This is a genomic window from Ornithinimicrobium carbonis, assembly GCF_050703245.1.
Taxonomy (GTDB): Bacteria; Actinomycetota; Actinomycetes; order Actinomycetales; family Dermatophilaceae; genus Ornithinicoccus.
Map to the genome: position 1 here is coordinate 1997019 of NZ_CP192647.1, position 20799 is coordinate 2017817.

A 20799-nucleotide genomic window follows, 5' to 3' on the forward strand; every position below is an offset into this window, starting at 1 on the left:
TCTACGAGCGCGGACGCGGGGCTCCGGTCCGGTCCAGGTCGCCCGCCAGCACGGCCCCCCAGGGCCGGCCGTCCTCCTGCAGCAGGCCGATGACGGCGGACCCGGTGCGCCCCATCACGGCGAGCACGTCCTCGAAAGGGGCCCCGGGGTCCATCGGTACGGCCCACCCCTCCGGCAGACGCACGGCCACCGCGGACACCGGCGTCGACGCCCACGCCTCCTGCGGCACGCGGCGGACGGAGGACGGGTGGACGATGCCGTCCACACCCCCGTCGCGGTCCTGGGTCAGCCACAGCCCACCCTCGTCCCAGGCCAGCTGGGAGAGCAGGACGTCGGGCCGGACCACGCCCACGCGTCGGGCCACCTGGCCCACCCGGACCCGGGCGGCGGCCATGCCCCGGCGGCCGGCTCCGACCGCCGCGCTCGCGCCCTGCCAGATGAAGCCGGCCAGGAGCAGCACCCAGAGCACCCGGAAGAGACCCGGTCGCTCCCCCTCCAGCAGCAGCGGCGAGAACGCCCACAGGACGCCGATCACCACGACGCCCCGCCCGGCCCAGCCCGCCACCAGCGTGCCCAGGTGTCGGTCCCCGGTGAGGCGCCAGACCAGAGCCTCGAGCAGGAAGCCTCCGTCCAGGGGCAGCGCGGGGACCAGGTTGAAGACCGCCACGACGGCGTTGGCCCAGGTGAAGGCGAGTGCCAGCAGGAGGGCGACCCCTCCGTCGAGCACCTGGAGCAGGCCCCAGCCGAGCACCGCGAGCACGGCGTTGGCCAGGGGCCCCACGACGGCCACCGCCGCGCTGCCGCCGGGGGTCCCCCCGGCGCCGTCGTGCGCGGTGTGCCCGCCCCAGAAGTCGGCGACGATCCGGTGCACCCGGTAGCCGACCCGTTGGGCCACGAGGGCGTGGGCGGCTTCGTGGGCGAGCACGGAGACCAGCAGGAGCAGGGCGTAGGACCCGGCCACGAGGTAGGCGAGCGCGCCCAGCTCCGGAAGGCTGCGCTGCACCGACGGGCCGAAGAGCGCCACCATGACGAGGGCGATGAGCACCCAGCTGCGGCCGAGGTAGACCGGCACGCCGGACACCGAGCCGATGCGCCATCCGCCGACCGTCGCTGCCATGGCGCAAGGGTAGGGGGCCGGACTGACAGCGACCTGCGCCCGCGGCGACCGGGCGACCTGGGTCGGTGGGAACCGTTGTCGGTGACGGCACCTACAGTCGGGGCATGGAGCCCACGCTGTCCCCGTCCCGGGCGGCCGACTTCCTCGTGTGCCCCCTGCTCTACCGGTTCCGCACGGTCGACCGCTTGCCTGAGCCGCCGTCGGCCGCCGCCGCCCGGGGGACGCTCGTGCACGCCGTCCTCGAGCGGGTCTTCGACCTGCCCGCCGACCGCCGCACCCCCGAGGAGGCCGCACGGCTCGTGCCCGTGGAGTGGGAGCGCATGCTGGCCGAGGAGCCCGGCCTGCGGCAGGTGGTGGCGGATGACCCGGCCGGCGTGGGGTCGGCCGGGACCGACCCGGGACCGACCCGGTGGCACGCCGCAGCCGTCCGGCTGGTCGAGCGCTGGTTCACCCTCGAGGACCCGCGGCGCCTCGAGCCCGCCGGGCGGGAGCTCTACGTGGAGGCCGACCTGGTCGACCTGACCCTGCGCGGTTACGTGGACCGGGTGGACCGGGCACCGGACGGCCGGCTGCGGGTGGTCGACTACAAGACCGGGCGGGCCCCGTCGCCGACGTCCGAGGGGGCGGCCCTCTTCCAGCTGCGCTTCTACGCCCTGGCCCTGTGGCGGTCCACCGGTGTGCTCCCGGCCCGGCTGCAGCTGGTCTACCTGGGTGACGGCGTCCTGCTGTGGACCGACCCGACCGAGCACGAGATCCTCGCCACCGAGCGCAAGGTGCGGGCGTTGTGGCAGGCCATCGACCTCGCCGACCGCACCGGCGACTGGCGACCCCGTCCGTCCCGGGCCTGTTCCTGGTGCGCCCACCGGGCCCTGTGCCCGGCGTGGGGCGGCACCCCGCCCCCGGTGCCCTCAGCCCAGGGGTCCGCCGTCGTCCCGTCGACGCAGGTAACGCTCGAACTCCCGGGCGATCGCGTCCCCTGAGGCCTCCGGCAGGTCGGCGGCGTCCTGGGACTCCTCGAGCTGGCGCACGTAGTCGCGCACCTCGTCGTCGGTGGCAGCCAGCTCGTCGACGCCCCGCTCCCAGGCACGGGCGGCCTCGGCCAGGCCGGAGTCGTCGATGACGCAGTCCAGCAGCTCCTCGAGCTGGCCCAGCATGGCCAGCGAGGCCTTCGGGGACGGCGGCCCGCCGGCGTAGTGCGGGACGGCGGCCCAGCAGGACACGGTCGGCAGGTCCGCCTGCCGCGCCTCGTCCGCCAGGACTCCGACGATGCCGGTGGGGCCTTCGTACGTGCTCGGCTCGATGTCCTCGTGCGCGGCCCGCAGGTCGGGGTCCTCCGAGGACAGGCCGACCGGGATCGGCCGGGTGTGCGGCACGTCGGCCAGCATGGCGCCCAGCAGGATCAGCAGCTGGGCCCCCTCGTGCAGCGCGAACCCGAGGATGTCGGCCGTGAAGTGCCGCCAGCGGATCGACGGCTCGATCCCGTGGATGAGGATCACGTCCCGTCCCGAGGGCGTGCCCTTGGCCAGAAAGACCCTGGTCGTGGGCCAGCGCACCACCCGACCCTCGTCGGTGCCGAGGACCTGCGGACGGTTCACCTGGAAGTCGTAGTAGTCCTCGGGGTCGACGGCCGCGACGAGCTCGGCCCCCCACACGTCGACCAGGTGCTCGACGACGCCGGAGGCGCTCTCCCCCGCGTCGTTCCACCCCTCGAAGGCCGCGATGACGACGGGGTCCACGAGGTCACCCGTCTCGCGCAGCTCGATCATCGACATGCTCCTCCTCGGCTCCCTGCCCACCTTACGTCGGGGGCCGCTACCGTGGGGGCGTGCCGAGCTGCCCCTCGACGTCCACGACGTCCACGACGTCCCCCTCCTCCGCGACGTCCCCCTCCTCCTCGCCCACAGCCCCCGAGCTGCCCTCCGCGGTGCTCTGGGACATGGACGGCACGCTCGTGGACACCGAGCCCTACTGGATGGCCGAGGAGACCGCCCTCGTCGAGGCGGCCGGCGGCACGTGGACCCGGGAGGACGCCGTGCAGCTCGTGGGCAACGACCTGATGGTCTCCGCGCGCGTGATCCTGGAGACGACCCCGGTGACCGGGACGCCCGAGCAGGTCGTGGACGCGCTCGTCGCGGGGGTGGCGGCCCGGATGCGCTCGGCCCTGCCCTGGCGCCCCGGTGCCGCCGAGCTGCTGGCCGACCTGCGGCGGCACGACATCCCCTGCGCCCTGGTGACGATGTCCTGGTCGGCGCTCGCGGACGTGCTGCTCGAGCATCTGCCGGGCGGAACCTTCGCCGCCGTCGTCACCGGCGACCAGGTCGAGCGGGGCAAGCCGCACCCCGACCCCTACCTCGAGGCCGCCCACCGGCTCTCGGTCCCGCCGCACGCCTGCGTGGCCGTCGAGGACTCCCCCACCGGCGCCGCCTCGGCGACGGCCGCCGGGGTGCCCACCCTCGTCGTGCCGCACATCGTCGACGTGCCGCAGATGCCCGGGGCCGTCCGGCTCGGCAGCCTCGTCGACGTCTCCGCCCGGGACCTTCTCCCGCTGGTCTCCGTCGGACCCTGAGGACCCGGGGGCCGGCGTCGAGAGCCTGGGGGCGACGCCGAGGACCTCTCAGCGTTCGCGGACGACCGACCCGTCGTCCTGGAGCACCAGGAGCGGGTAGACCCCGTCCTCGTCGTGCACCTCGCGGCCGGTGACGGGCGGCGCGAAGACGCACAGCATCCGCATCTGCTCCTCGCACACCAGCTCGTGGCGCTCGTGCCCGTCCAGAAGGTACATGCTGCCCGGCCCGAGCGGGTGCTCCACCCCGTGGTCGAGGTCGCGCAGGACCCCCCGGCCCTCGACGAGCCAGACCGCCTCCACGTGGTGGGCGTAGTGGAACACGTTGCGGGTCCCGGCCGGGATGGTGGTCTCGTGGAAGGAGAAGCCGGCCCGGTCGTCGGCCAGGACGATCCGCTTGGAGCGCCAGGTGCCGGCCTCGTTGGTCACGTCCCTGTCGGTGCCCGTGATCTGCGCCGTCGTCCGCACGATCATGCCGCGGACTCCGTCAGTGCGACGCCGAGGAGGGCGTCCACGGCGACCGGCACGAGGCCAGCGCCCGCCCGGCCCTCGAGCACGGACGTGGCCCAGCGGTCCACCGCGCGCAACGCCGCCGGGGCGTCCAGGTCGTCGGCCAGGTGCCGGCGGACCTCCTCGACGACCCGCACCCCGATCTCCTGGGCCCGCTCACGGCCGGCGCCGCCGTCGCCGTCGCCGTCCACCGCGGCCGCCCGACGCCAGCGGACCAGCCGCTCCTGCGCGCGGCGCAACCCGTCCTCGGTCCACTCCCAGGCCCGGCGGTAGTGGTGGTCGAGCAGCACCAGACGCAGGGCCATCGGATCGACCCCCTGCGCGCGCAGCCTCGAGACGAGCACGAGGTTCCCCTTGGACTTGCTCATCTTCTCGCCGTCCAGACCGACCATCGCCTGGTGGACGTAGGCCTGCGCGAAGGGCGCACCGCCCTGGAGGGCGGTGCCCTCGACGGCGCTCATCTCGTGGTGGGGAAAGACCAGGTCGTCGCCTCCACCCTGCACGTCGAACCCCGGGCCCAGGTAGCGCTGGGCGATCGTGGAGCACTCGATGTGCCAGCCCGGCCGGCCGCGACCCAGCGACCCGCCCTCCCAGTGCGGCTCCCCCACCCGGCCGGCCCGCCACAGCAGCGGGTCGAACGGATCGCGCTTGCCCTCCCGGTCGGGGTCGCCCCCCCGGTCGGCGAAGACCTCCATCATCTGATCACGGGTCCACCCCGAGACCGAGCCGAACGTCGGCTGCGTGGACAGGTCCAGGTAGACGTCGGACGTCGGACCGCTCCGCCCCGGGCACCGTCTCCTCGCCCCCGGGAACGGGCACGCAATAGGCGACCCCGTCGGCCAGCAGCGCGCCCACCGCGGTCACGTCGTCGGGGATCCCCTCCACGGCGCCGACGTAGTGGTCGGGCGGAAGCACCCGCAGCGCCTCCATGTCCTGGCGGAACAGGTCGATCTCCCGGGCGGCCAGGTCCTCCCAGTGCACCTCGTCCCGCGCGGCCCGCTCCAGGAGCGGCTCGTCGACGTCGGTGACGTTCTGCACGTAGAGGACGTCCAGCCCGGCGTCCCGCCACACGCGGTTGACCAGGTCGAAGGTGACGTAGGTGGCGGCGTGCCCCATGTGGGTGGCGTCGTAGGGGGTGATCCCGCAGACGTACATGCGGGCCCTTCCGTCCACCGGCGTCGGGGTCACCGGCCCGTCGCTCGCGGTGTCATGGACGACGAGGGGTCCACCGCGTCCGGCGGTCGGGACGGTCGGCACGGGGTCGGCGGTCCAGGTCTTCACGACGCGCCAGCCTAGTCGCCCCCCGCCCGCCGCCTCACCACCCCGACGCACGACCGGTGCCGCGAGGGCTCACCAGAGCGGCCACGGGAGCGGGTAGCGGGTCACGGGCGGCAGCGGCAGGTGCCCGGAGGTCAGCACGGCGTCGACCCTCGCCCGCAGCGCGAGCACCTCTTCCTCGGCGAGCAGGTCCTCGACCCCGCACCCCACGTCGAGGGCCGCGCGGAGACGCCGCAGGTCGGCCCGCTCGGTCCCGGTGAGCGGCCGGCCGGCCCATCCCCACAGCACCGTGCGCAGCTTGTCGTCGGCGTGCAGCGTCAGGCCGTGGTCGAAGCCCCGCAGACGGCCGTGGACGTCCACGGTCAGGTGGGCGGCCTTGCGGTCGGCGTTGTTGAGGACCACGTCGAGCACCGCCACCGCGCGCAGGTCCTCCCGGTCGGCGTGCGCGACGACGACCGCCCGGCCGGTCTGGTCCTCACCCTGCACGACCGGCAACCAGGCGGGGTCCTCGACGTCGGCGGCGAGGACCTCCACCAGTCCCGCGCTGGGATCGGCCCGCCGCCCCTCGTCCTGCTCGACCCAGGCCTGCACCGACCCGGGGCCCAGTGGCCCGTCCCGCAGGAGGGTGGGCGGGACCAGGTCCCACCCCGCCGCGCGGGACACCAGGTATGCCGCCACCTCCCGCCGCGAGAGCGTCGCCGGGTCGAAGTCGGCCAGCGGCCGCGCCCCCCGGTCGGGCTTGTAGACCGCCTGGCGGCCGGTGGGCCGGCCGTCGTCCTCGAGGAGGTCCACGAGCAGGGTCACGTTGGAGGCCTCCACGAGCCGTCCGACGACCTCGATCCGGCTGCGCGACAGCAGATCCAGGTCCTGTCGATCCTGGAGGTCCCGCTGCCCGGGCCCGACGTCGGCGACCATCCTGGCGGTCCGGGTCAGCGCTTGTAGCCGTTGGCCCGCGGGCAGATGTGCCCACCGGGATCCAACGGCTGCCCGCAGAACGGGCACGAGGGCCGCCCTCCGGCGAGGGAGGCGGTGCATCCCAGCGCGAACGCGCGGGCCCGGGCGGGCGGCAGGACCACCCGCAGGGACTGCGGCACCCGGCCGGTCCACGGATAGTCCTCGGTGGGGTCCAGCTCGAGCAGGTCCTCGGCCTCCGGCCGGTCGAACGCCTCCAGCACCACCCGCTCCTGGCCGGCGTCCCAGGCGACCGACAGACGCTGCACCCGGAAGTCGTCGTCGAAGGGACCGTCCAGCGGGGCGTGGTCGAGGAACGGCTCCGCCGCCTCCTCCGACCCCTCCCCCGGGGCCACCTCGTCGAGCAGCTCGCCCAGGGAGACGCCGAGCAGCCGGACCTGCTCCTTCTCCAGGGACACCGTGGTCCGCCGGTCGCCGTCGCCCGCCTGCAGGAAGAACGTCCGCTGCCCCGGAGGGCCGACGCTTCCGGCGACGAACCGCTCGGGCGGGTCGTAGACGTGTTCGGGCATGGTCACAACCCTACGTCGCCCCTGCCCCGCCACCCACCGCGGCGTCACCGGAGGAGCCCCGCTCCGCCAGCGCGGCACGGAGCGCGGACAGGTCGACGGGGTCCGAACCGGTGTCGTTGGTGCGCAGCACGAACGGGCGCGTCGGGGTCCGGTGCACGATGCTCACCGACGCCGGGTCGACGACGATGCGCTGGAACGCGTCCAGAGGGGTCGCCAGGGCGTCGGCGAGCACGGCCTTGATGACGTCGCCGTGGCTCACCGCCACCCACACGGCACCGGGGCCGTGCTCGGACTCCACCCGTGCGTCCCACTCCAGGACGGCGGCCACGGCCCGCTCCTGCATCCCGGCCATGGACTCGTGCTCGTGCTCCGGGTGCGGCGGAAAGGTCACCGTGGACGGTCGGTCCTGCACCTGCCGCCACAGCGGGTCCTCGGCCAGGTCCTTCAAGGACCGACCCGTCCAGGCGCCGTAGCGGGCCTCGCCCAGCCGCTCGTCCGTGTGCACCACGGGTCGGGCGCCGGGAGGGACGCCGTCCGCGAGCACCTGGGCGGTCTCCTGGCACCGCTGCAGCGGGCTGGCCACGACGGCGACGACCCCGGTGGCTGACAGCCGGGCCGCCACGGTCCCCGCCTGGTCGCGGCCGGTGCTGTCCAGTCCGAGCCCCCTGGTCCACCCGGCGAGGACACCGGTGGCGTTGGACCCCGTCCGACCGTGCCGGACCAGCAGACAGAGGGCCACGTCAGCGCCCCCGTCCGAGACGGGCGTGCGCCGCGACGGCCACCTCCAGGGCGTCCCGACGGGCGGCCGGGTCCTTGCCCCAGGGGGCCACGGTGAGGGTGGTGATGCCCGCGTCGGCGTAGCGCCGCATCCGCTCGGTGATGCGGTCGACGTCGCCGAGCAGGGAGGTGTCGTCGACGAACTGGGGTGGCAGCGCCGCGGCCGCCTCGGCCCACCGCCGCTCCAGGTAGAGCTCCTGCACCCGGTCGGCCTCCTTCGCATACCCCATCCGGCCCGCCAGCTGGTGGTAGAAGTTCTGCTTCCGGCTGCCCATGCCCCCGACGTACAGCGCCGGGTAGGGGCTGACCGTGCGGGCGCACTCCTCCAGGTCGTCCCCGGTGGCCAGGGCGACGGTCGCGCTGGTGTCGAAGGCTGCGGGCGGCCCCTGCGGTCGTCGGGCCATGCCGGTGTCCAGGTGGGCCCGCTGCTCCACGAAGTGCTCCGGCGAGACGAAGACCCCCAACCAGCCGTCGGCGATCTCGCCGGCCAGCTCCGTGTTCCTGGGACCCACGGCCGCCAGGTAGAGCGGGATCGCGCGCCGGTGGGTGTGCGTCAGGCGCAGCGGCTTGCCGGGACCGTCCGGCAGCGGGAGGGTGAGGTGACTCCCCTCGTAGACGAGGGGGCGGCGCGACAGCGCGAGCCGCACGACGTCGGCATACTCCCTGGTCCGCGCCAGGGGTGCGTCGAAGCGCACCCCGTGCCAGCCCTCCGAGACCTGGGGTCCGCTCACACCGAGGCCGAGCCGGAACCGGCCGCCGGACAGGCTGTCCAGGCTGGCCGCCGCCATCGCCGTCGCCGCCGGGGTGCGGCGGGGATCTGCATGACGCCGGCCCCCAGGCCGATGTTCTCGGTGGTCGCCCCGACCCAGGCGAGCACGCTGACGACGTCCGGGCCGTAGGCCTCGGCCGCCCAGAAGACGTCCACGCCGAGCTCGTCGGCCCGTCGGACGAGGGCCAGGTTCTCCTCGTCCCGGCCCTGCCCCCAGAACCCGCAGCTCAGCCCGAGCCGCACCGCTCAGCCCCGGGGCGACGGGTCGACGTCGTACTCCTCGTCGTCCAGCCCGAGGTAGGGCTCGCCGGCCTGCTCCTCGTCGTCAAGGTCGCCGTCGGAGTCGTCGTCGTCCTCGTCCTCGTCATCACCGTCGTCGTCATCGTCGTCATCGTCGTCGTCGTCGTCGTCGTCGTCGTCGTCGACGAGCTCCTCGTCGTAGACCTCCAGCGGGGTGACCTCGCCGTAGGCGTCCATGAGGGCGTCGTCGTAGGCGGCGAACGCCTCGGCGACCCGTTCGTAGGCCTCCACGACGGCGGGGTCGTCGTCACCCCGGCTCACCGCGGCGGTCTCCAGGTGCGTCTCGAGGGCGGCGACGAAGGACGAGAGGGCTGCGCGCGGGTCGGCGGTCATGGGACGACGGTAGCGCGAAACCCGCGGTCACGGCAGGTGCGGGCGCGGGACGACCGGGGCGGTGCCTATGCTGTCGCTCACCATGGTCGAGTACGAGTTCCGTGAGCTGACGTTTTCCCGGGACAGCTCCCGCCCGGCGGTGCGGCAGACGCTCGCCGAGCACGCGGAGTACGGGCACTGGGAGCTGGTGCGGGTGCGGCTGTTCCGCGGCGGGGTGCGCAAGGTCGTCCTGCGCCGCAAGATCATCCGGGTGCGGCGCACCGCCTGAGGGCGGCGCCGCGCCGGCTCAGCAGTCGGCCACCAGCTGGCCCAGCACCCGGGTGCCGAATCGGATCGCGTCCGTGGGCACCCGCTCGTCGACCCCGTGGAACATGCCGACGAAGTCGAGCTCCTCGGGCAGACGCAGCGGCGCGAACCCGTAACCGGTGATCCCCAGCCGTGACAGGTGCTTGTTGTCGGTGCCGCCGGAGAGGCAGTAGGGCAGCACGTGCGCGCCGGGATCCTCTTTCAGCAGCGCCCGCTTCATCGACTCGACCAGCTCGCCGGACGACGGTGCCTCCAGGGCCACGTCCCGGTGCACGATCTCGATCTCGACGTGCTCGCCGGCCAGCTCGGCGATCGTCGCCATCAGCTCATCCTCGTGACCGGGGAGGAAGCGGCAGTCGAGCGAGGCGGAGGCGGTCTGGGGGATGACGTTGTGCTTGTAGCCGGACGAGAGCATCGAGAAGTTGGCGGTGTCCCGCAGCGTTCCCTCCACGAACCGGCGGGCACCGCCGAGTCGCTGGAGGACGTCCTCGACGCCCTCCTCCGACCACGTCCCGCCGACGATGCCGGCCACCCCGTCGAAGAGCTCCCGCACCGAGGCGATGAAGGTGCGCGGCCAGGGGTGGGCGTCGATCCGGGCGATGGCCTCGGCCAGGCGCACGATGGCGTTCTCGTCGCTGGGCACCGAGCCGTGCCCGGCCTTGCCGTGGGCGTGCAGGCGGAGCCAGGCGATGCCCTTCTCCGCGGTCTGGAGCAGGTAGGCCCGGGTCGGGGCGCCGGTCGCGGCGTCGGGCAGGGTCACCGAGAACCCACCGACCTCGCTGATGGCCTCGGTGCAGCCCTCGAACCACTCGGGGTGCTGCTCCACGACATACCCGGCGCCCTTGTCGCCGCCGTGCTCCTCGTCGGCGAAGAAGGCCCAGACGATGTCGCGTGGCGGCTTCTCCCCGGTGCGGGCCAGCTGCCGCAGGGTGGCCAGCAGCATCGCGTCCATGTCCTTCATGTCCACGGCCCCGCGGCCCCAGATCATCCCGTCCTGCTCGACGGCCTCGAACGGGTCGACCGACCAGTCCTTGGCCTCGGCCGGGACGACGTCGAGGTGTCCGTGCAGGACCAGGCCGCCGCGGCTGCTGTCGCGCCCCTCGGTCCGCACCACGACGCTGGCCCGGCCGGGGTCGGACTCGACCAGCTGCGGCTCGAGCCCGACCTCCTGGAGCAGGCCCACGACGTACTCCGCCGCTGCGCGCTCCCCCGGGCCGCTGCCGTCGCCGAAGTTGCTCGTGTCGATCCGGATCAGCTCGCGGCAGATCCGCACCGCCTCGTCCTCGACGGTGGTGGTCGTGATGGTGCCCTCGTCGCTCATGCACTCCACCCTAGGGGGCGGAGGACTTCCACCGGGGCCCGCCCGCGCGGGGACACGGCGAAGGGCCCGTCCTCCGTGAAGGACGGGCCCTTCACCGCATCGTCACCCGGCCGGCAACACCTCCGAGGTGGTGCTGCGGAGCTGACCGTCGCTGTCGGTGAAGGTCGCGACCACCCTCAGCTCGGAGGTCGCCTCGTCCGGCACCGGCAGCGAGTCCTGGACCGCGTCGCTGCCCGTCTCGGCCTGGTCGGACACCGGGACCCAGCTGCCCTCGGCGTTGAGCTCCTGCAGCGTGAACCGCACGTCGCTCGGGGCGGCCTCACCGTCGGCCAGGTCGAGGTCCGCCTGGACCTCGCCGCCGGCGGTGGCGACCTCCACCGTGGCTGCGACCACGTCGCAGGCCGCGCCGGTCGCCAGGACCACGCACGCGTCGGAGAACTGGACCTCCTCGACGTCGTGCAGGACGTCCTCACCCTCCTCCAGCGTGGTCACGCTGTAGTAGCCGTCGCCGAGGTCGGCGATGGTGGCGGCGGCCTGCGTGGACAGGTACTCCGCCGTGTCCACGGCCTGGTCGGCACCGGGGTCCACGACGATCTCGCGCACGATGTCGAAGTCGCCGGGGTGGAAGGTGCCGTCGAAGATCCGCGCCCGGAACTGGGCCGCCGAGTCGAACCTCTCGCCCGACGGCACGTGCACGAGCTGCACCCGGACGTAGGCGTCACCGTCGATGAAGTCATCACCGGCCCGGCCCTCGAACAGGTCGCTGCCGCTGCCTCCCAGCAGGAGGCTGGCGTCGTACTGCTCGCCGTCGGGACGCAGGCCCATGAAGCGGGCCGCGTGGTCCGGTCCGGTCGGCCCGCCGGGCTGCAGCAGGTCGCGCAGACCGGCGACCAGGTCCAGACCCTCCTCGGTCAACCAGTTGACCTCCTCAAAGGTCTGCTCGTCCGGGGTGAAGCCCAGGCCGCGGATGACGTCGTTCCCGCTGCCGCCGGACAGTGACTCCGTCTGCAGGTAGCGGTCCCGGATGGCGGTGACGTCCGGGGGCTGCAGGTTGAAGTTCATGTCCGCGTCGACGCCGGTGCTGGTGCCGTAGAAGGTGACGTGGTCGAAGCCGAACATCCCGTGGAACCGGTCGGTGCCACCCAGGCCTCCGACCAGGACGTCGTCACCACCCTCGGCGTCCATGTCGTCCGAACCGGTGCCGCCGATGAGGACGTCGTCCCCGCCGATGCGGTCGTCCTGGAACTGCTGGGAGTTGTCGCCGATGAGCAGGTCGGAGTGCGGCCCACCCTCCAGCCAGTCGTCCCCCTCGTTGGCGATCGGGGTGTCCCGACCGGTGCCGCCGAGGAAGATGTCGTTCCCGGTGCCCAGGAAGCCCGTGGCCCCGTCGGAGTTGTCCGACGGCTTGCTGACGAAGTCGTCACCGGCTCCGGCGAGCAGCAGGTCGATGCCGGGCCCGCCGTCGATCGCGTCGTCGCCGTCACCGCCCTTGATGTTGTCGTCGCCGAAGGTGTCGGTGAGGATGTCGTCCCCGGGACCACCCAGGATGGAGTCGTTGCCGGAGCCACCCTCGATCCGGTCGTCGCCACCGTAGCCCCAGAGCGCGTCGTCGCCCTGACCGCCACGGATGTTGTCGGCCGAGGTGCGGTTGCCGTGGATCTCGACGTGCTCGTCACCGTCCCAGCGCCACTGTCCGCCGACGTTGAGTTGAGCAGACCGGCCGGAAGCGGGTCGGGCAGGTTCTCGAGGTCGAAGTACGGCTCGTGGACGTTGAAGATGCTGGCCGGCAGCAAGGACGCCTCCGTGTTGCGCTGGATCAGCGAGGAGAACGAGTTGGCCTCCAGGGCGGCGAACAGCTGGTTGCCCTGGTTGCGGAACAGGTAGTAGAACCGGTCGCCGAACTGCAGGTCCTCCAGCTGCTTCTCGAAGACGTAGTTGAACGTCGCGCCGAGCATGCCGCCGAACGGGTCGAGGGCCTCGGCGAGTCCGCCGACCCAGAAGTCGACCTCCTCCAGGCCGGTGACGGTCTGCCCGCCCACGTTGGCGTAGGCGCCGGTGCTCTGCAGGAACTCCAGCCGGTCGGCCGGCGGGTCGGCACCCGGGAAGAGCGCCTCCACCGCGGTGACGAAGCCGGCGCTGACCACAGCCTCCCCGCCGAGGACGACGATGCGGCTCGGCTGCAGGCGCAGGAGCTCGGCCTGCACCGCCGCCGGGACGGTGCTGCCCAGCCCGGGAACCAGCAGGAGCGGAGCCTGCTGCAGTCCGGCCACGGGGGCAGCGGTCAGGGCGTCCGGGAAGTTGAGCCCGGTCGCCAGGTAGACGGTCCCGCCCGCAGGTGCCGACGCGAACTCGGAGCTGCTGATGGCCGCTGACGTCTCGTAGCGGTTGGCACCGCCGATCCGCTCGACGGTTGTCGCGCCGTAGCTGCCGAGCGCCGCGAACGTGTCCGCGCTGACCGCGAGCTCACCACCGAGCACGACGATCCGCTGGGGAGCCATGGTCGTGAGCGCGGCCGCGGTGTGCGAGGGCACCCCGGTGGGTGAGACCAGGAGCAGAGGGGCACCCTTGGCCGCCGCCGCCGTACCGCCGGACAGAGCGTCCGGGAACGCGTTCCCGTTGGCCACGTAGACGGTGTCGGCGCCGGCGGGGAAGGCCCGCTGGGCCACTGCCGCGGCGGTCGCGTAGCGGTTCGGACCCGACAGCCGGGTCACGCCACCGGAACCGGCATAGGTCTCCAGGGCGGTCGCCACCTGCGGGCTGATGGCGAGGTCACCACCCAGGATGACGATCTCCGACGGAGCCAGCCGGGCCAGCTCGTTGGCGGTCGCCGACGGGATGCTGTTCTGCTGGGCCAGCAGCATGGGTCCGCCCTCGACCGCCCCGGCCGGTCCACCGGCCAGCGCGTCGGGGAAGGTGGTGCCGTTGGCGATGAACACCACCGGCACCTGCGGGGCGAAGTTGGCCGCGCTCAGTGCGGCAGCCGTCTCGTACCGGTTGGCCCCGGCCACCCGCTCCACGTCGCTGGTCACGCCGGCGCCGCTGACCAACGCCGTGGCGGCGGCTCGCTTTCCGGCCACGGTGGTCTGCTCGGTGATGGTCGGGTGGGTGCCGTAGGCTGCCACGAAGTTGATCAGCGAGGACTGGCTGTCACCGCGCCCGAAGTTGTTGCCGTTGCGCAGCGAGAGGCCGAAGTCCTCCCAGCTCGTGTACGGCCGCAGGTTGGGGTTGCCGGACTCCTCGAAGAAGGTCCGACGCGCTTCCTGCAGCGGCGGCACCCCGGCGTCCCGTCCACGCATCAGGTTGATCGTGGCGAGGTCGAGGGGCAGACCCAGCAGGCTGTTGCGCAGCGTGCTGGTCACCAGCTCGTCGGTCTGGCTGGCCGGCTGGTTGGTGGTGCCGTTGACCAGCGCCCCGGCCGCCTGGTCCGAGGTGAGCCGGTCGGCCGGCGCGCAGGTGTTGCCCGGCATCGTCGGCTGGACGCGGCAGTGGAAGGCCACCGGGTTGAGGAAGCCGTCCAGCAAGGAGGTCGGCTCGGTGCCGAAACCCTCACGACCCAGGTCTTCGGTGAGCATCGAGTGCCCGAACCGGTAGACCACGTGCGCGAACTCGGCGCGGATGGAAGGGTCGATCGTCTCGTCGTAGCTGTTCTCGTTGAAGGTGATGACGTCGATGGCCGGCTGGATGGTCCGGGCGAACTCCTCGAACACGAGGTGCTGGTACTGCATCTCGTTCGCGAAACGGGCCGCCTGGAAGAGCCGCTCGTTGTAGCTCCAGTCGTCGGCCTCGCTCTGGTCCTGGTAGGCCGCGAGGAGGCTCTGGTTGCCCGGTTCGGCCAGGACGGCCTTGATGTGCTCCACGAGCCTGTTGTGCTCGGAGTGGAACACGTGGTGGACCGCGGTCAGGCCGATGTTCTCGTTGCCGCGGCCGTCACCGGTGATGAAGTGCTGGCCGAGCGCCACGTTGTCGTAGCCGCTGAGGTCCGCGGTCGGGACGGCGCCGTGGGCGATGTCGTCCAGGAACGACTGGTCGAGCCGCTGGGCGGCACTCGTCGAGATCGGCGCTGCCGGGTTGCCCTCGACGACACCGGCCGACGTGAACAGCTGGGGCGCGCCGCGCAGCGGTCCGGGCACGAAGTTGCCGTAGAGGTCCACGACGACGTTCGGCACGGCGAGCACGTCGGCGTCCGTGAGCGCGATGCCCAGGACCGAGGCGGCCTGGGCCTTGACGTCGTTCCACGTCGCCAGCCCGCCGGTGGGCGCGTCCAGCAGGTGGCCGGTGGCCTGCGGACCGTTGGCGCCCAGGGTGTACTCACGCAGGAACACCTGGTGGGCCGGGTGCGAGGTGTAGGTCTGGTTCTGGTCGACGAACGGCGTGGTGCGGTTCTGGTGCTCGCGCACGTCGTCGGGGGTGCCGAGCACCCCGTCGTCACCGGGCTGGTTGGTGGCGCGGTCGATCGCCATGAAGCGCCGGCTGGGCGGCGTGACGTCGTACAACGGGTCGTCGGGGTTCAGCGGGACCACGATGGTTCCGCTGCCGCCCTTGTTGACGAGGTCGAGGCCGTGGTCGAAGAACTGGCCGAAGAGGACGAACCAGAGGTTCACGGGTGCCGACAGGCCCTCGTCGGGCATGAGGTTGGGCACGAACACCTCACCCGTCAGCGGGTCTGTCGTCGAACCGGGGTTGTCGGCGGCCGCGTCCACCGCCGCCGGGTTGGCGGTCGAGGAGTCGACGATGAGGTTGCTGATCACGCGCGGGTCCGAGTCGTAGACGGTGCCGTCGTACTGCGCGTAGCAGGAGCTGCCGACCTCGCACATGGACCGGTCGCCGTCGGGCAGCGGCGAGCCGGGCGAGGTGGGGTCCCCGTCGCGCCACTGGATGGGCAGCAGTCGCGGCATCAACCGGTTGGAGGACCCGAACTCGGTCTGTCCTTGGATCAGGTTGTTGAAGGACCCGTCCACGGTGCGCAGACCGTGCGGGAGCATCGGGTCACGGACGCACTTGCCGCTCGTGTCGTCGGTGGTCGGGCAGACGAGCGAGTAGGTCTCGTCCTGGGTGTTGAGGGCATGGGCATGGGCCTCGGAGATCTGGATCTGGTCGAGGATGAAGTCCAGGTCGCTGCCGATGAGGCGGAAGGTCGGTTCGGTCTCGGTGACCGCGGCAGAGGGAGCGACGAGCGAGGTCAGGGCCAGCGGGGCGACCACGAGCGTCGAGGCGCTGAGGAAGCCGACGGCCGCTCGCCAGCGCGATCTCAGCAGATGGGCCAGGAGCGCCAGACCTCCTGCCGTCAGGAGCAGGGCGACACTACCTAGCAAGATGTGAGATCCCACGACACGATTCCCCTCGAGTCAAGTCCAGCTGTGGCGCAGTTAGGTCTGCGAGGCTGATCCTCGTCCTCTGTGAGATTTGCCACAAGGCCCTGGGGAATGCTATATGTCCTCTAAACCCCATCGTTACCAAATCTTTACCAAATCTTGGGACTACTCGTCCACTCCCCCGGAAGCGGCCGGGGGACGCACGTCGGACCGGCCCCGAAGGACCGGCCCGACGTCCGTGCACCGCGGCCCACCGGATCCCGGTCGACCGCACCTGTCTGTCACCCCAGCTTGGACTCCACGCAGGCCACGAACTGGCCGAGCAGCTTGTCCGACACCGACTGCATCACCCCGCGGCCGAACTGCGCCGGCTTGCCGGTGATGTGCAGCACGGTGCCCACGTCCACGCGGGTACCCCCGCCGTCGGGTGCCAGCTGCATGGTCACGGTGGCCCCGGCGTTGCCCAGGCCCCGCATCCCCTTCCCGGTGCCCTCGATGACCGCCCGGTGGGCCTCGTCGTCCCGCTCGACGAACCGTCCGGTGCCCTGGTAGGTCACCGCGATCGGCCCCAGCTTGACCTTGACCGTGCCGGCGAAGGTCTCCTCGTCGGACTCGGTGACGGTCGCACCGGGGAAGCAACCGCCCACCGTGTCCAGGTCGGTCATCAGCTCCCAGGTGCGCTCCGGGGCCGCCGGGACCGTGAACGAGTGCTCCAGCTCCATCGCCACGGGTCAGCCCCCTGCCGCAGACAGGACCGCGCGTCGGGTCAGCACCCCGGCCAGGTGGCGCCGGTAGTCGGCCTGACCGTTGAGGTCCGAGGGTGGGTCGGTGCCCTCCCCGGCCCGGGCGCAGATCTGCGCCACGGCCTCCTCCGTCGCCGGCAGCCCCACGAGGGCCTGCTCGACGTCGGTGGCCCGCAGCGGCGTGGCGCCCATGTTGGTCAGCCCGACCCGTGCCTCGGCGATGGTTCCGCCCTCGGCCCGCACGGTCGCGGCCACGCCGATGATCGCCCACTGGTGGGAGACGCGGACGAACTTCTCGTAGTGGCTGCCCCACCCGGTGTGCTTGGGCAGGACGACCGCGGTCAGCAGCTCCCCCTCCCCGACGGCGGTCTCGAAGAGGTCGAGGAAGAACTCCGAGGCCGGGACCTCACGCTCCCCCTCGGGTCCCTGGATGACCATCCGACCCTCCAGCGCGAGGACGGGTGCGCCCACGTCGCCGGCCGGGTCGGCGTGCACGAGCGCGCCGCAGACCGTGCCGCGGTGCCGGATCTGGGGGTCGGCGATCTCCTTGACTGCTGCCCGCAGCAGCCCGAGGTGCTCGGTGACCAGGTCGGAGTCGAGCACGTCCTGGTAGGTCGAACCGGCCCCGATGCGGATGCCGTCCCCCTGGTCGGTGATGCCCTTGAGCTCCTCGATCCGCGAGATGTCCACGACCATCCCGGGGGCGTTCAGCCGCATGCGCAGGACGGGGAGCAGCGACTGCCCGCCCGCCATGACCTTGGCCTCGTCACCGTGCTCGGCGAGCAGGGCCAGGGCCTCCTCGACGGTGGAGGGGACGGCGTAGTCGAACGGTGCGGGGATCATGCCCGACCACCTTCCTGGGAGTATGCGGTCGCGTCCGTCGGTCCGGTCGTCGCACCCGGACTCCCCTGGGCCGGCGGGTCACCCGGTCCGGGATCGTCCTGGTTGGGGGCGTCCTGCGCGAAGTGGGGCTGGGCGCTGTCCTGCGTCGCGGTGCCGCCCCCCTCCCTGCTGTCCTGTATGGCCCGCCAGACCCGCTCGGGCGTGCAGGGCATCGTGATGTCGTCGATGCCCATCGGGCGGACCGCGTCCACGACGGCGTTGACCACGGCCGGGGTCGAGGCGATGCAGCCGGCCTCACCCACGCCCTTGGCGCCCAGGTCGTTGGTGGTCGACGGCGAGACGGTCCGGTCCGTGACGAAGCTGATCGTGTCCGCAGAGGTGGGCAGGGTGTAGTCCACGAACGACCCGGAGACCAGGGTGCCCTGGTCGTCGTAGACCGCCTCCTCCCAGAGTGCCTGCGCGATGCCCTGGACGAGGCCACCGTGGATCTGGCCGTCGACGATGAGCGGGTTCACCACGTTGCCGACGTCGTCCACGGAGACGTAGGAGCGCATCCGGCTCTGCCCGGTCTCGGTGTCCACCTCCATCGCGCACAGGTGGGTCCCGTGCGGGAAGGAGAAGTTCTCCGGGTCGAAGGTCGCGTCGGCGTCCAGGCTGGGCTCCATGCCGTCGGGAAGGTCGTGGGCGGCGAAGACCCTCAGCGCGAGGTCGGTGAGGGCCACGCCCTCCTGGTCGTCGCCCGCGCCCCGCACCCGGAACCGGCCGGTGCTGAACTCCAGGTCGTCGACGTTCGCCTCCAGCACGTGCGCGGCCAGCGGCCTGGCCTTCTCGACCACCTTCTGGGCCGCTTGGATGACGGCCTGGCCGCCGACCACCAGGGACCTGGACCCGTAGGTGTCCAGGCCCCGGGGGCTGATCTGCGTGTCGCCGTGCAGCACCTCGACGTCTTCGAACGGCACTCCGAGCTGGTCGGCGACGATCTGGCTCCACGCGGTCTCGTGCCCCTGACCGTGCGCGGAGGAGCCGGTGATGACCTCCACCTTGCCGCTCGGGAGCATCCTCACGGAGGCGTGCTCCCAGCCGCCGGCGCCGTAGTTTAGCGAGCCCAGGACCCTGCTGGGCGCCAGGCCGCACATCTCGGTGAAGGTGGAGATGCCGATCCCCAGCTGCACCCGGTCCCCGCTCTCGCGGCGACGGGCCTGCTCGGCCCGCAGCTCGTCATACCCGAACAGCTCCTTGGCCCGCGCGGTGGCGGCCTCGTAGTTGCCGGAGTCGTACTCCAGTCCGCAGACCGAGGTGAACGGGAACTCCTCGTGGGTGATCCAGTTCTGCTCGCGCACCTCCAGGGGGTCGCGTCCCAGCTCGGCGGCGAGCTCGTCCATGAGGCGTTCGATGGCGAACGTCGCCTCGGGCCGCCCGGCGCCCCGGTAGGCGTCCGTCCAGGTCTTGTTGGTGAAGACGTTGGTGCAGGTGAAGTGGTAGGCGGGGAACTTGTAGATGGCGTTGAACATGAACGCACCCAGGATCGGCACGCCCGGTGTCACCAGCCCCAGGTAGGCGCCCATGTCGGCGAGCAGCTCCACCTTGAGCCCGGTGACGGTGCCGTCCTTGCGGGCCGCGAGGGTGAGCTTCTGCCACTGGTCGCGGCCGTGGTGCCCCGACAGCAACGACTCGCTGCGGGTCTCGGTCCACTTGCAGGGCTTGCCCGTGTGCCGGGCCGCCAGGAAGGTGATGATCTCCTCCGGCGTGACCTGCAGCTTGCCGCCGAACCCGCCGCCGACGTCCGGGGCGATGACCCGGATCTTCGACTCGGACACGCCCAGGGTGAGCGCGAGCATGAGGCGCAGGATGTGCGGCACCTGCGTGGAGGACCACATGACGAACTGCTCGCCGGTGGGGTCGACGACCACGGAGCGGGGCTCCATGAAGGAGGGGATGAGGCGCTGCTGGCGGTACTCCCGCTCGATGAGCACCTCGGCGTCGCGGATGGCGGCCTCGACGTCCTCGCCGGTCCCGGCCTCCGCCGAGTCGAAGGTCCAGGTCGCGGACCGGTTGGTGCCCAGGTCGGGATGGGCCAGGACCTCGTCGGCGGCGGAGCGCCGCAGGTCGAGGGTGGCCGGGAGCTCCTCGTAGTCCACGTCGACGAGCTCGGCCGCGTCGCGTGCGGCGGCCGCCGAACGGGCGACGACGACGGCGACGATCTCCCCCGAGAAGGCGACCCGGTCCACGGCGATGGCCGGGTGCGGCGGGGCCTTCTGGTCCTCGGTGATCGGCCAGGCGGTCGGCAGGGATCCCTGCAGGTCCTTGACGTCCTCGCCGGTGAGGACGGCCGTGACGTTCGGCGAGGCCAGGGCCGCGCTGGTGTCGACCGCGGTGATGCGGGCATGGGCGTAGGGGCTGCGCACCATGGACAGGTGCAGCATGCCCTGGAGCTGCATGTTGTCGGTCCACCTCGTCCGGCCGGTGATGAGGCGCTGGTCCTCCTTGCGGCGTCGGTCCCGGCCGACCTCCAGGCCGTTGACCTCGTCGGAGCTGTCCACGTCGGTCCGCTCGTCCACGACCTCGGCGACGCCCTCGGGGCTGACGCTCACGACTGCTCACCCCCGCCGACGGTCGAGGAGGCCCCGGCCGCCTGGAGGACGGCCTTGACGATGTTGTGGTAGCCGGTGCACCGGCACAGGTTGCCCTCCATGTGCTGGCGGACGTGCTCCTCGTCGGGGTCCGGGTTCTCGGCCAGCAGGTCGGTGGCCTGCATGATCATCCCCGGGGTGCAGAAGCCGCACTGCAGGGCGTGGCAGTCGCGGAACGCCTCCTGCAGGGGGCTGAGCTGCTGGCCGTCGGCGAGACCCTCGATGGTGGTCACGCTGCGGCCGTCCGCCTGGACGGCGAGGACGTTGCACGACTTCACGCTGCGGCCGTCCAGGTGCACGGTGCAGGCCCCGCAGCTGCTGGTGTCGCAGCCGACCACCGTGCCGGTCTTGCCGAGCTGTTCTCGTAGGTAGTGGACCAGGAGCGTTCGTGGCTCCACCTCGTCGGTGTAGGTCACGCCGTCGACCGTCACGGAGATCTGGGTCATGCGTCCTCCAAGCTGGGGAACCGGACTTCGTTGTCCCCCGTGATCCTGCCCTGGCCGGGACCGCACCGCA

19 protein-coding genes and 2 pseudogenes are annotated in these 20799 nt (G+C 72.4%); 3 read left to right on the forward strand and 18 right to left on the reverse strand.

Features of this window, described 5'->3' with window-relative positions; genetic code table 11:
• Position 1 precedes the first annotated feature (1 nt).
• Complete coding sequence (locus tag ACQ95T_RS10030) at positions 2-1117, reverse strand: site-2 protease family protein (protein WP_425942556.1); 1116 nt, start codon at positions 1115-1117, stop codon at positions 2-4.
• Between the two features lie 104 nt (positions 1118-1221).
• Here ACQ95T_RS10030 and ACQ95T_RS10035 point away from each other — a divergent pair, with 104 nt between their 5' ends.
• A complete protein-coding gene (locus tag ACQ95T_RS10035) occupies positions 1222-2097 on the forward strand; it encodes a RecB family exonuclease (protein WP_425942555.1) in 876 nt (291 codons plus the stop codon).
• Here ACQ95T_RS10035 and ACQ95T_RS10040 read toward each other — a convergent pair.
• Both ACQ95T_RS10040 and ACQ95T_RS10045 read right to left on the reverse strand, forming a co-directional pair.
• Complete coding sequence (locus ACQ95T_RS10040) at positions 2026-2883, reverse strand: PAC2 family protein (RefSeq protein WP_425942852.1); 858 nt, start codon at positions 2881-2883, stop codon at positions 2026-2028. The two genes, ACQ95T_RS10035 and ACQ95T_RS10040, sit on opposite strands and share 72 nt — an antisense overlap.
• Positions 2884-2929: 46 nt before the next feature.
• Positions 2930-3055, reverse strand: a complete 126-nt coding sequence (locus ACQ95T_RS10045) for a hypothetical protein (RefSeq protein ID WP_425942554.1) — start codon at positions 3053-3055, stop codon at positions 2930-2932.
• Here ACQ95T_RS10045 and ACQ95T_RS10050 point away from each other — a divergent pair.
• Positions 3054-3683: an HAD family hydrolase gene (locus tag ACQ95T_RS10050; RefSeq protein WP_425942553.1), complete on the forward strand. Its 630-nt coding sequence runs from the start codon at positions 3054-3056 to the stop codon at positions 3681-3683. The genes ACQ95T_RS10045 and ACQ95T_RS10050 overlap by 2 nt on opposite strands.
• Positions 3684-3731: 48 nt before the next feature.
• Here the strand turns inward: ACQ95T_RS10050 and ACQ95T_RS10055 are convergent, their stop codons facing one another.
• The 8 genes and pseudogenes from ACQ95T_RS10055 to ACQ95T_RS10090 form a co-directional block, all read right to left on the reverse strand.
• A complete protein-coding gene (locus ACQ95T_RS10055) occupies positions 3732-4154 on the reverse strand; it encodes an ectoine synthase (protein ID WP_425942552.1) in 423 nt (140 codons plus the stop codon).
• Positions 4151-5471, reverse strand: a pseudogene (mshC, locus tag ACQ95T_RS10060) (cysteine--1-D-myo-inosityl 2-amino-2-deoxy-alpha-D-glucopyranoside ligase). Before mshC ends, ACQ95T_RS10055 begins: the two are co-directional and overlap by 4 nt.
• A gap of 69 nt (positions 5472-5540) precedes the next feature.
• A complete protein-coding gene (locus ACQ95T_RS10065; RefSeq protein ID WP_425942550.1) occupies positions 5541-6383 on the reverse strand; it encodes an SCO1664 family protein in 843 nt (280 codons plus the stop codon).
• Positions 6384-6397: 14 nt separating this feature from the next.
• A complete protein-coding gene (locus ACQ95T_RS10070) occupies positions 6398-6949 on the reverse strand; it encodes a DUF3090 family protein (protein ID WP_425942549.1) in 552 nt (183 codons plus the stop codon).
• 10 nt (positions 6950-6959) lie between these two features.
• Complete coding sequence (locus ACQ95T_RS10075; RefSeq protein ID WP_425942548.1) at positions 6960-7688, reverse strand: MSMEG_4193 family putative phosphomutase; 729 nt, start codon at positions 7686-7688, stop codon at positions 6960-6962.
• A gap of 1 nt (position 7689) precedes the next feature.
• Positions 7690-8514, reverse strand: a complete 825-nt coding sequence (locus tag ACQ95T_RS10080; RefSeq protein WP_431472882.1) for an LLM class flavin-dependent oxidoreductase — start codon at positions 8512-8514, stop codon at positions 7690-7692.
• Positions 8454-8738, reverse strand: a complete 285-nt coding sequence (locus ACQ95T_RS10085; protein ID WP_431472883.1) for an LLM class flavin-dependent oxidoreductase — start codon at positions 8736-8738, stop codon at positions 8454-8456. The genes ACQ95T_RS10080 and ACQ95T_RS10085 overlap by 61 nt, the downstream gene beginning before the upstream one ends.
• Before the next feature lie 3 nt (positions 8739-8741).
• A complete protein-coding gene (locus tag ACQ95T_RS10090) occupies positions 8742-9128 on the reverse strand; it encodes a hypothetical protein (RefSeq protein ID WP_425942546.1) in 387 nt (128 codons plus the stop codon).
• A 67-nt stretch (positions 9129-9195) separates the two neighbouring features.
• Between ACQ95T_RS10090 and ACQ95T_RS10095 the strand changes: the two genes are divergently transcribed.
• Positions 9196-9396 carry a DUF5703 family protein gene (locus ACQ95T_RS10095; protein ID WP_425942545.1) on the forward strand — a complete coding sequence of 67 codons (201 nt, stop codon included), beginning with the start codon at positions 9196-9198 and terminating at the stop codon, positions 9394-9396.
• A gap of 18 nt (positions 9397-9414) precedes the next feature.
• On the opposite strand, the gene ACQ95T_RS10100 is transcribed toward ACQ95T_RS10095, so the two are convergent.
• From ACQ95T_RS10100 to ACQ95T_RS10130, 7 genes and pseudogenes are all read right to left on the reverse strand, one after another.
• Positions 9415-10755 (reverse strand): M20/M25/M40 family metallo-hydrolase, encoded by a 1341-nt coding sequence (locus tag ACQ95T_RS10100; protein WP_425942544.1) that lies wholly within the window; start codon positions 10753-10755, stop codon positions 9415-9417.
• A gap of 102 nt (positions 10756-10857) precedes the next feature.
• A complete protein-coding gene (locus ACQ95T_RS10105) occupies positions 10858-12414 on the reverse strand; it encodes a calcium-binding protein (RefSeq protein WP_431473816.1) in 1557 nt (518 codons plus the stop codon).
• A 194-nt stretch (positions 12415-12608) separates the two neighbouring features.
• Positions 12609-15737 (reverse strand): annotated as a pseudogene (locus ACQ95T_RS10110) (peroxidase family protein); the annotation flags it as partial.
• Between the two features lie 611 nt (positions 15738-16348).
• Positions 16349-16789, reverse strand: a complete 441-nt coding sequence (locus tag ACQ95T_RS10115) for an SRPBCC family protein (protein ID WP_425942851.1) — start codon at positions 16787-16789, stop codon at positions 16349-16351.
• Positions 16790-16798: 9 nt separating this feature from the next.
• Positions 16799-17653: an FAD binding domain-containing protein gene (locus ACQ95T_RS10120; RefSeq protein ID WP_425942542.1), complete on the reverse strand. Its 855-nt coding sequence runs from the start codon at positions 17651-17653 to the stop codon at positions 16799-16801.
• Positions 17650-20193: a xanthine dehydrogenase family protein molybdopterin-binding subunit gene (locus ACQ95T_RS10125; protein ID WP_425942850.1), complete on the reverse strand. Its 2544-nt coding sequence runs from the start codon at positions 20191-20193 to the stop codon at positions 17650-17652. The genes ACQ95T_RS10120 and ACQ95T_RS10125 overlap by 4 nt, the downstream gene beginning before the upstream one ends.
• 47 nt (positions 20194-20240) lie before the next feature.
• Positions 20241-20729, reverse strand: coding sequence for a (2Fe-2S)-binding protein (locus tag ACQ95T_RS10130; protein ID WP_425942541.1), 489 nt, complete (start codon positions 20727-20729; stop codon positions 20241-20243).
• Positions 20730-20799 lie beyond the last annotated feature (70 nt).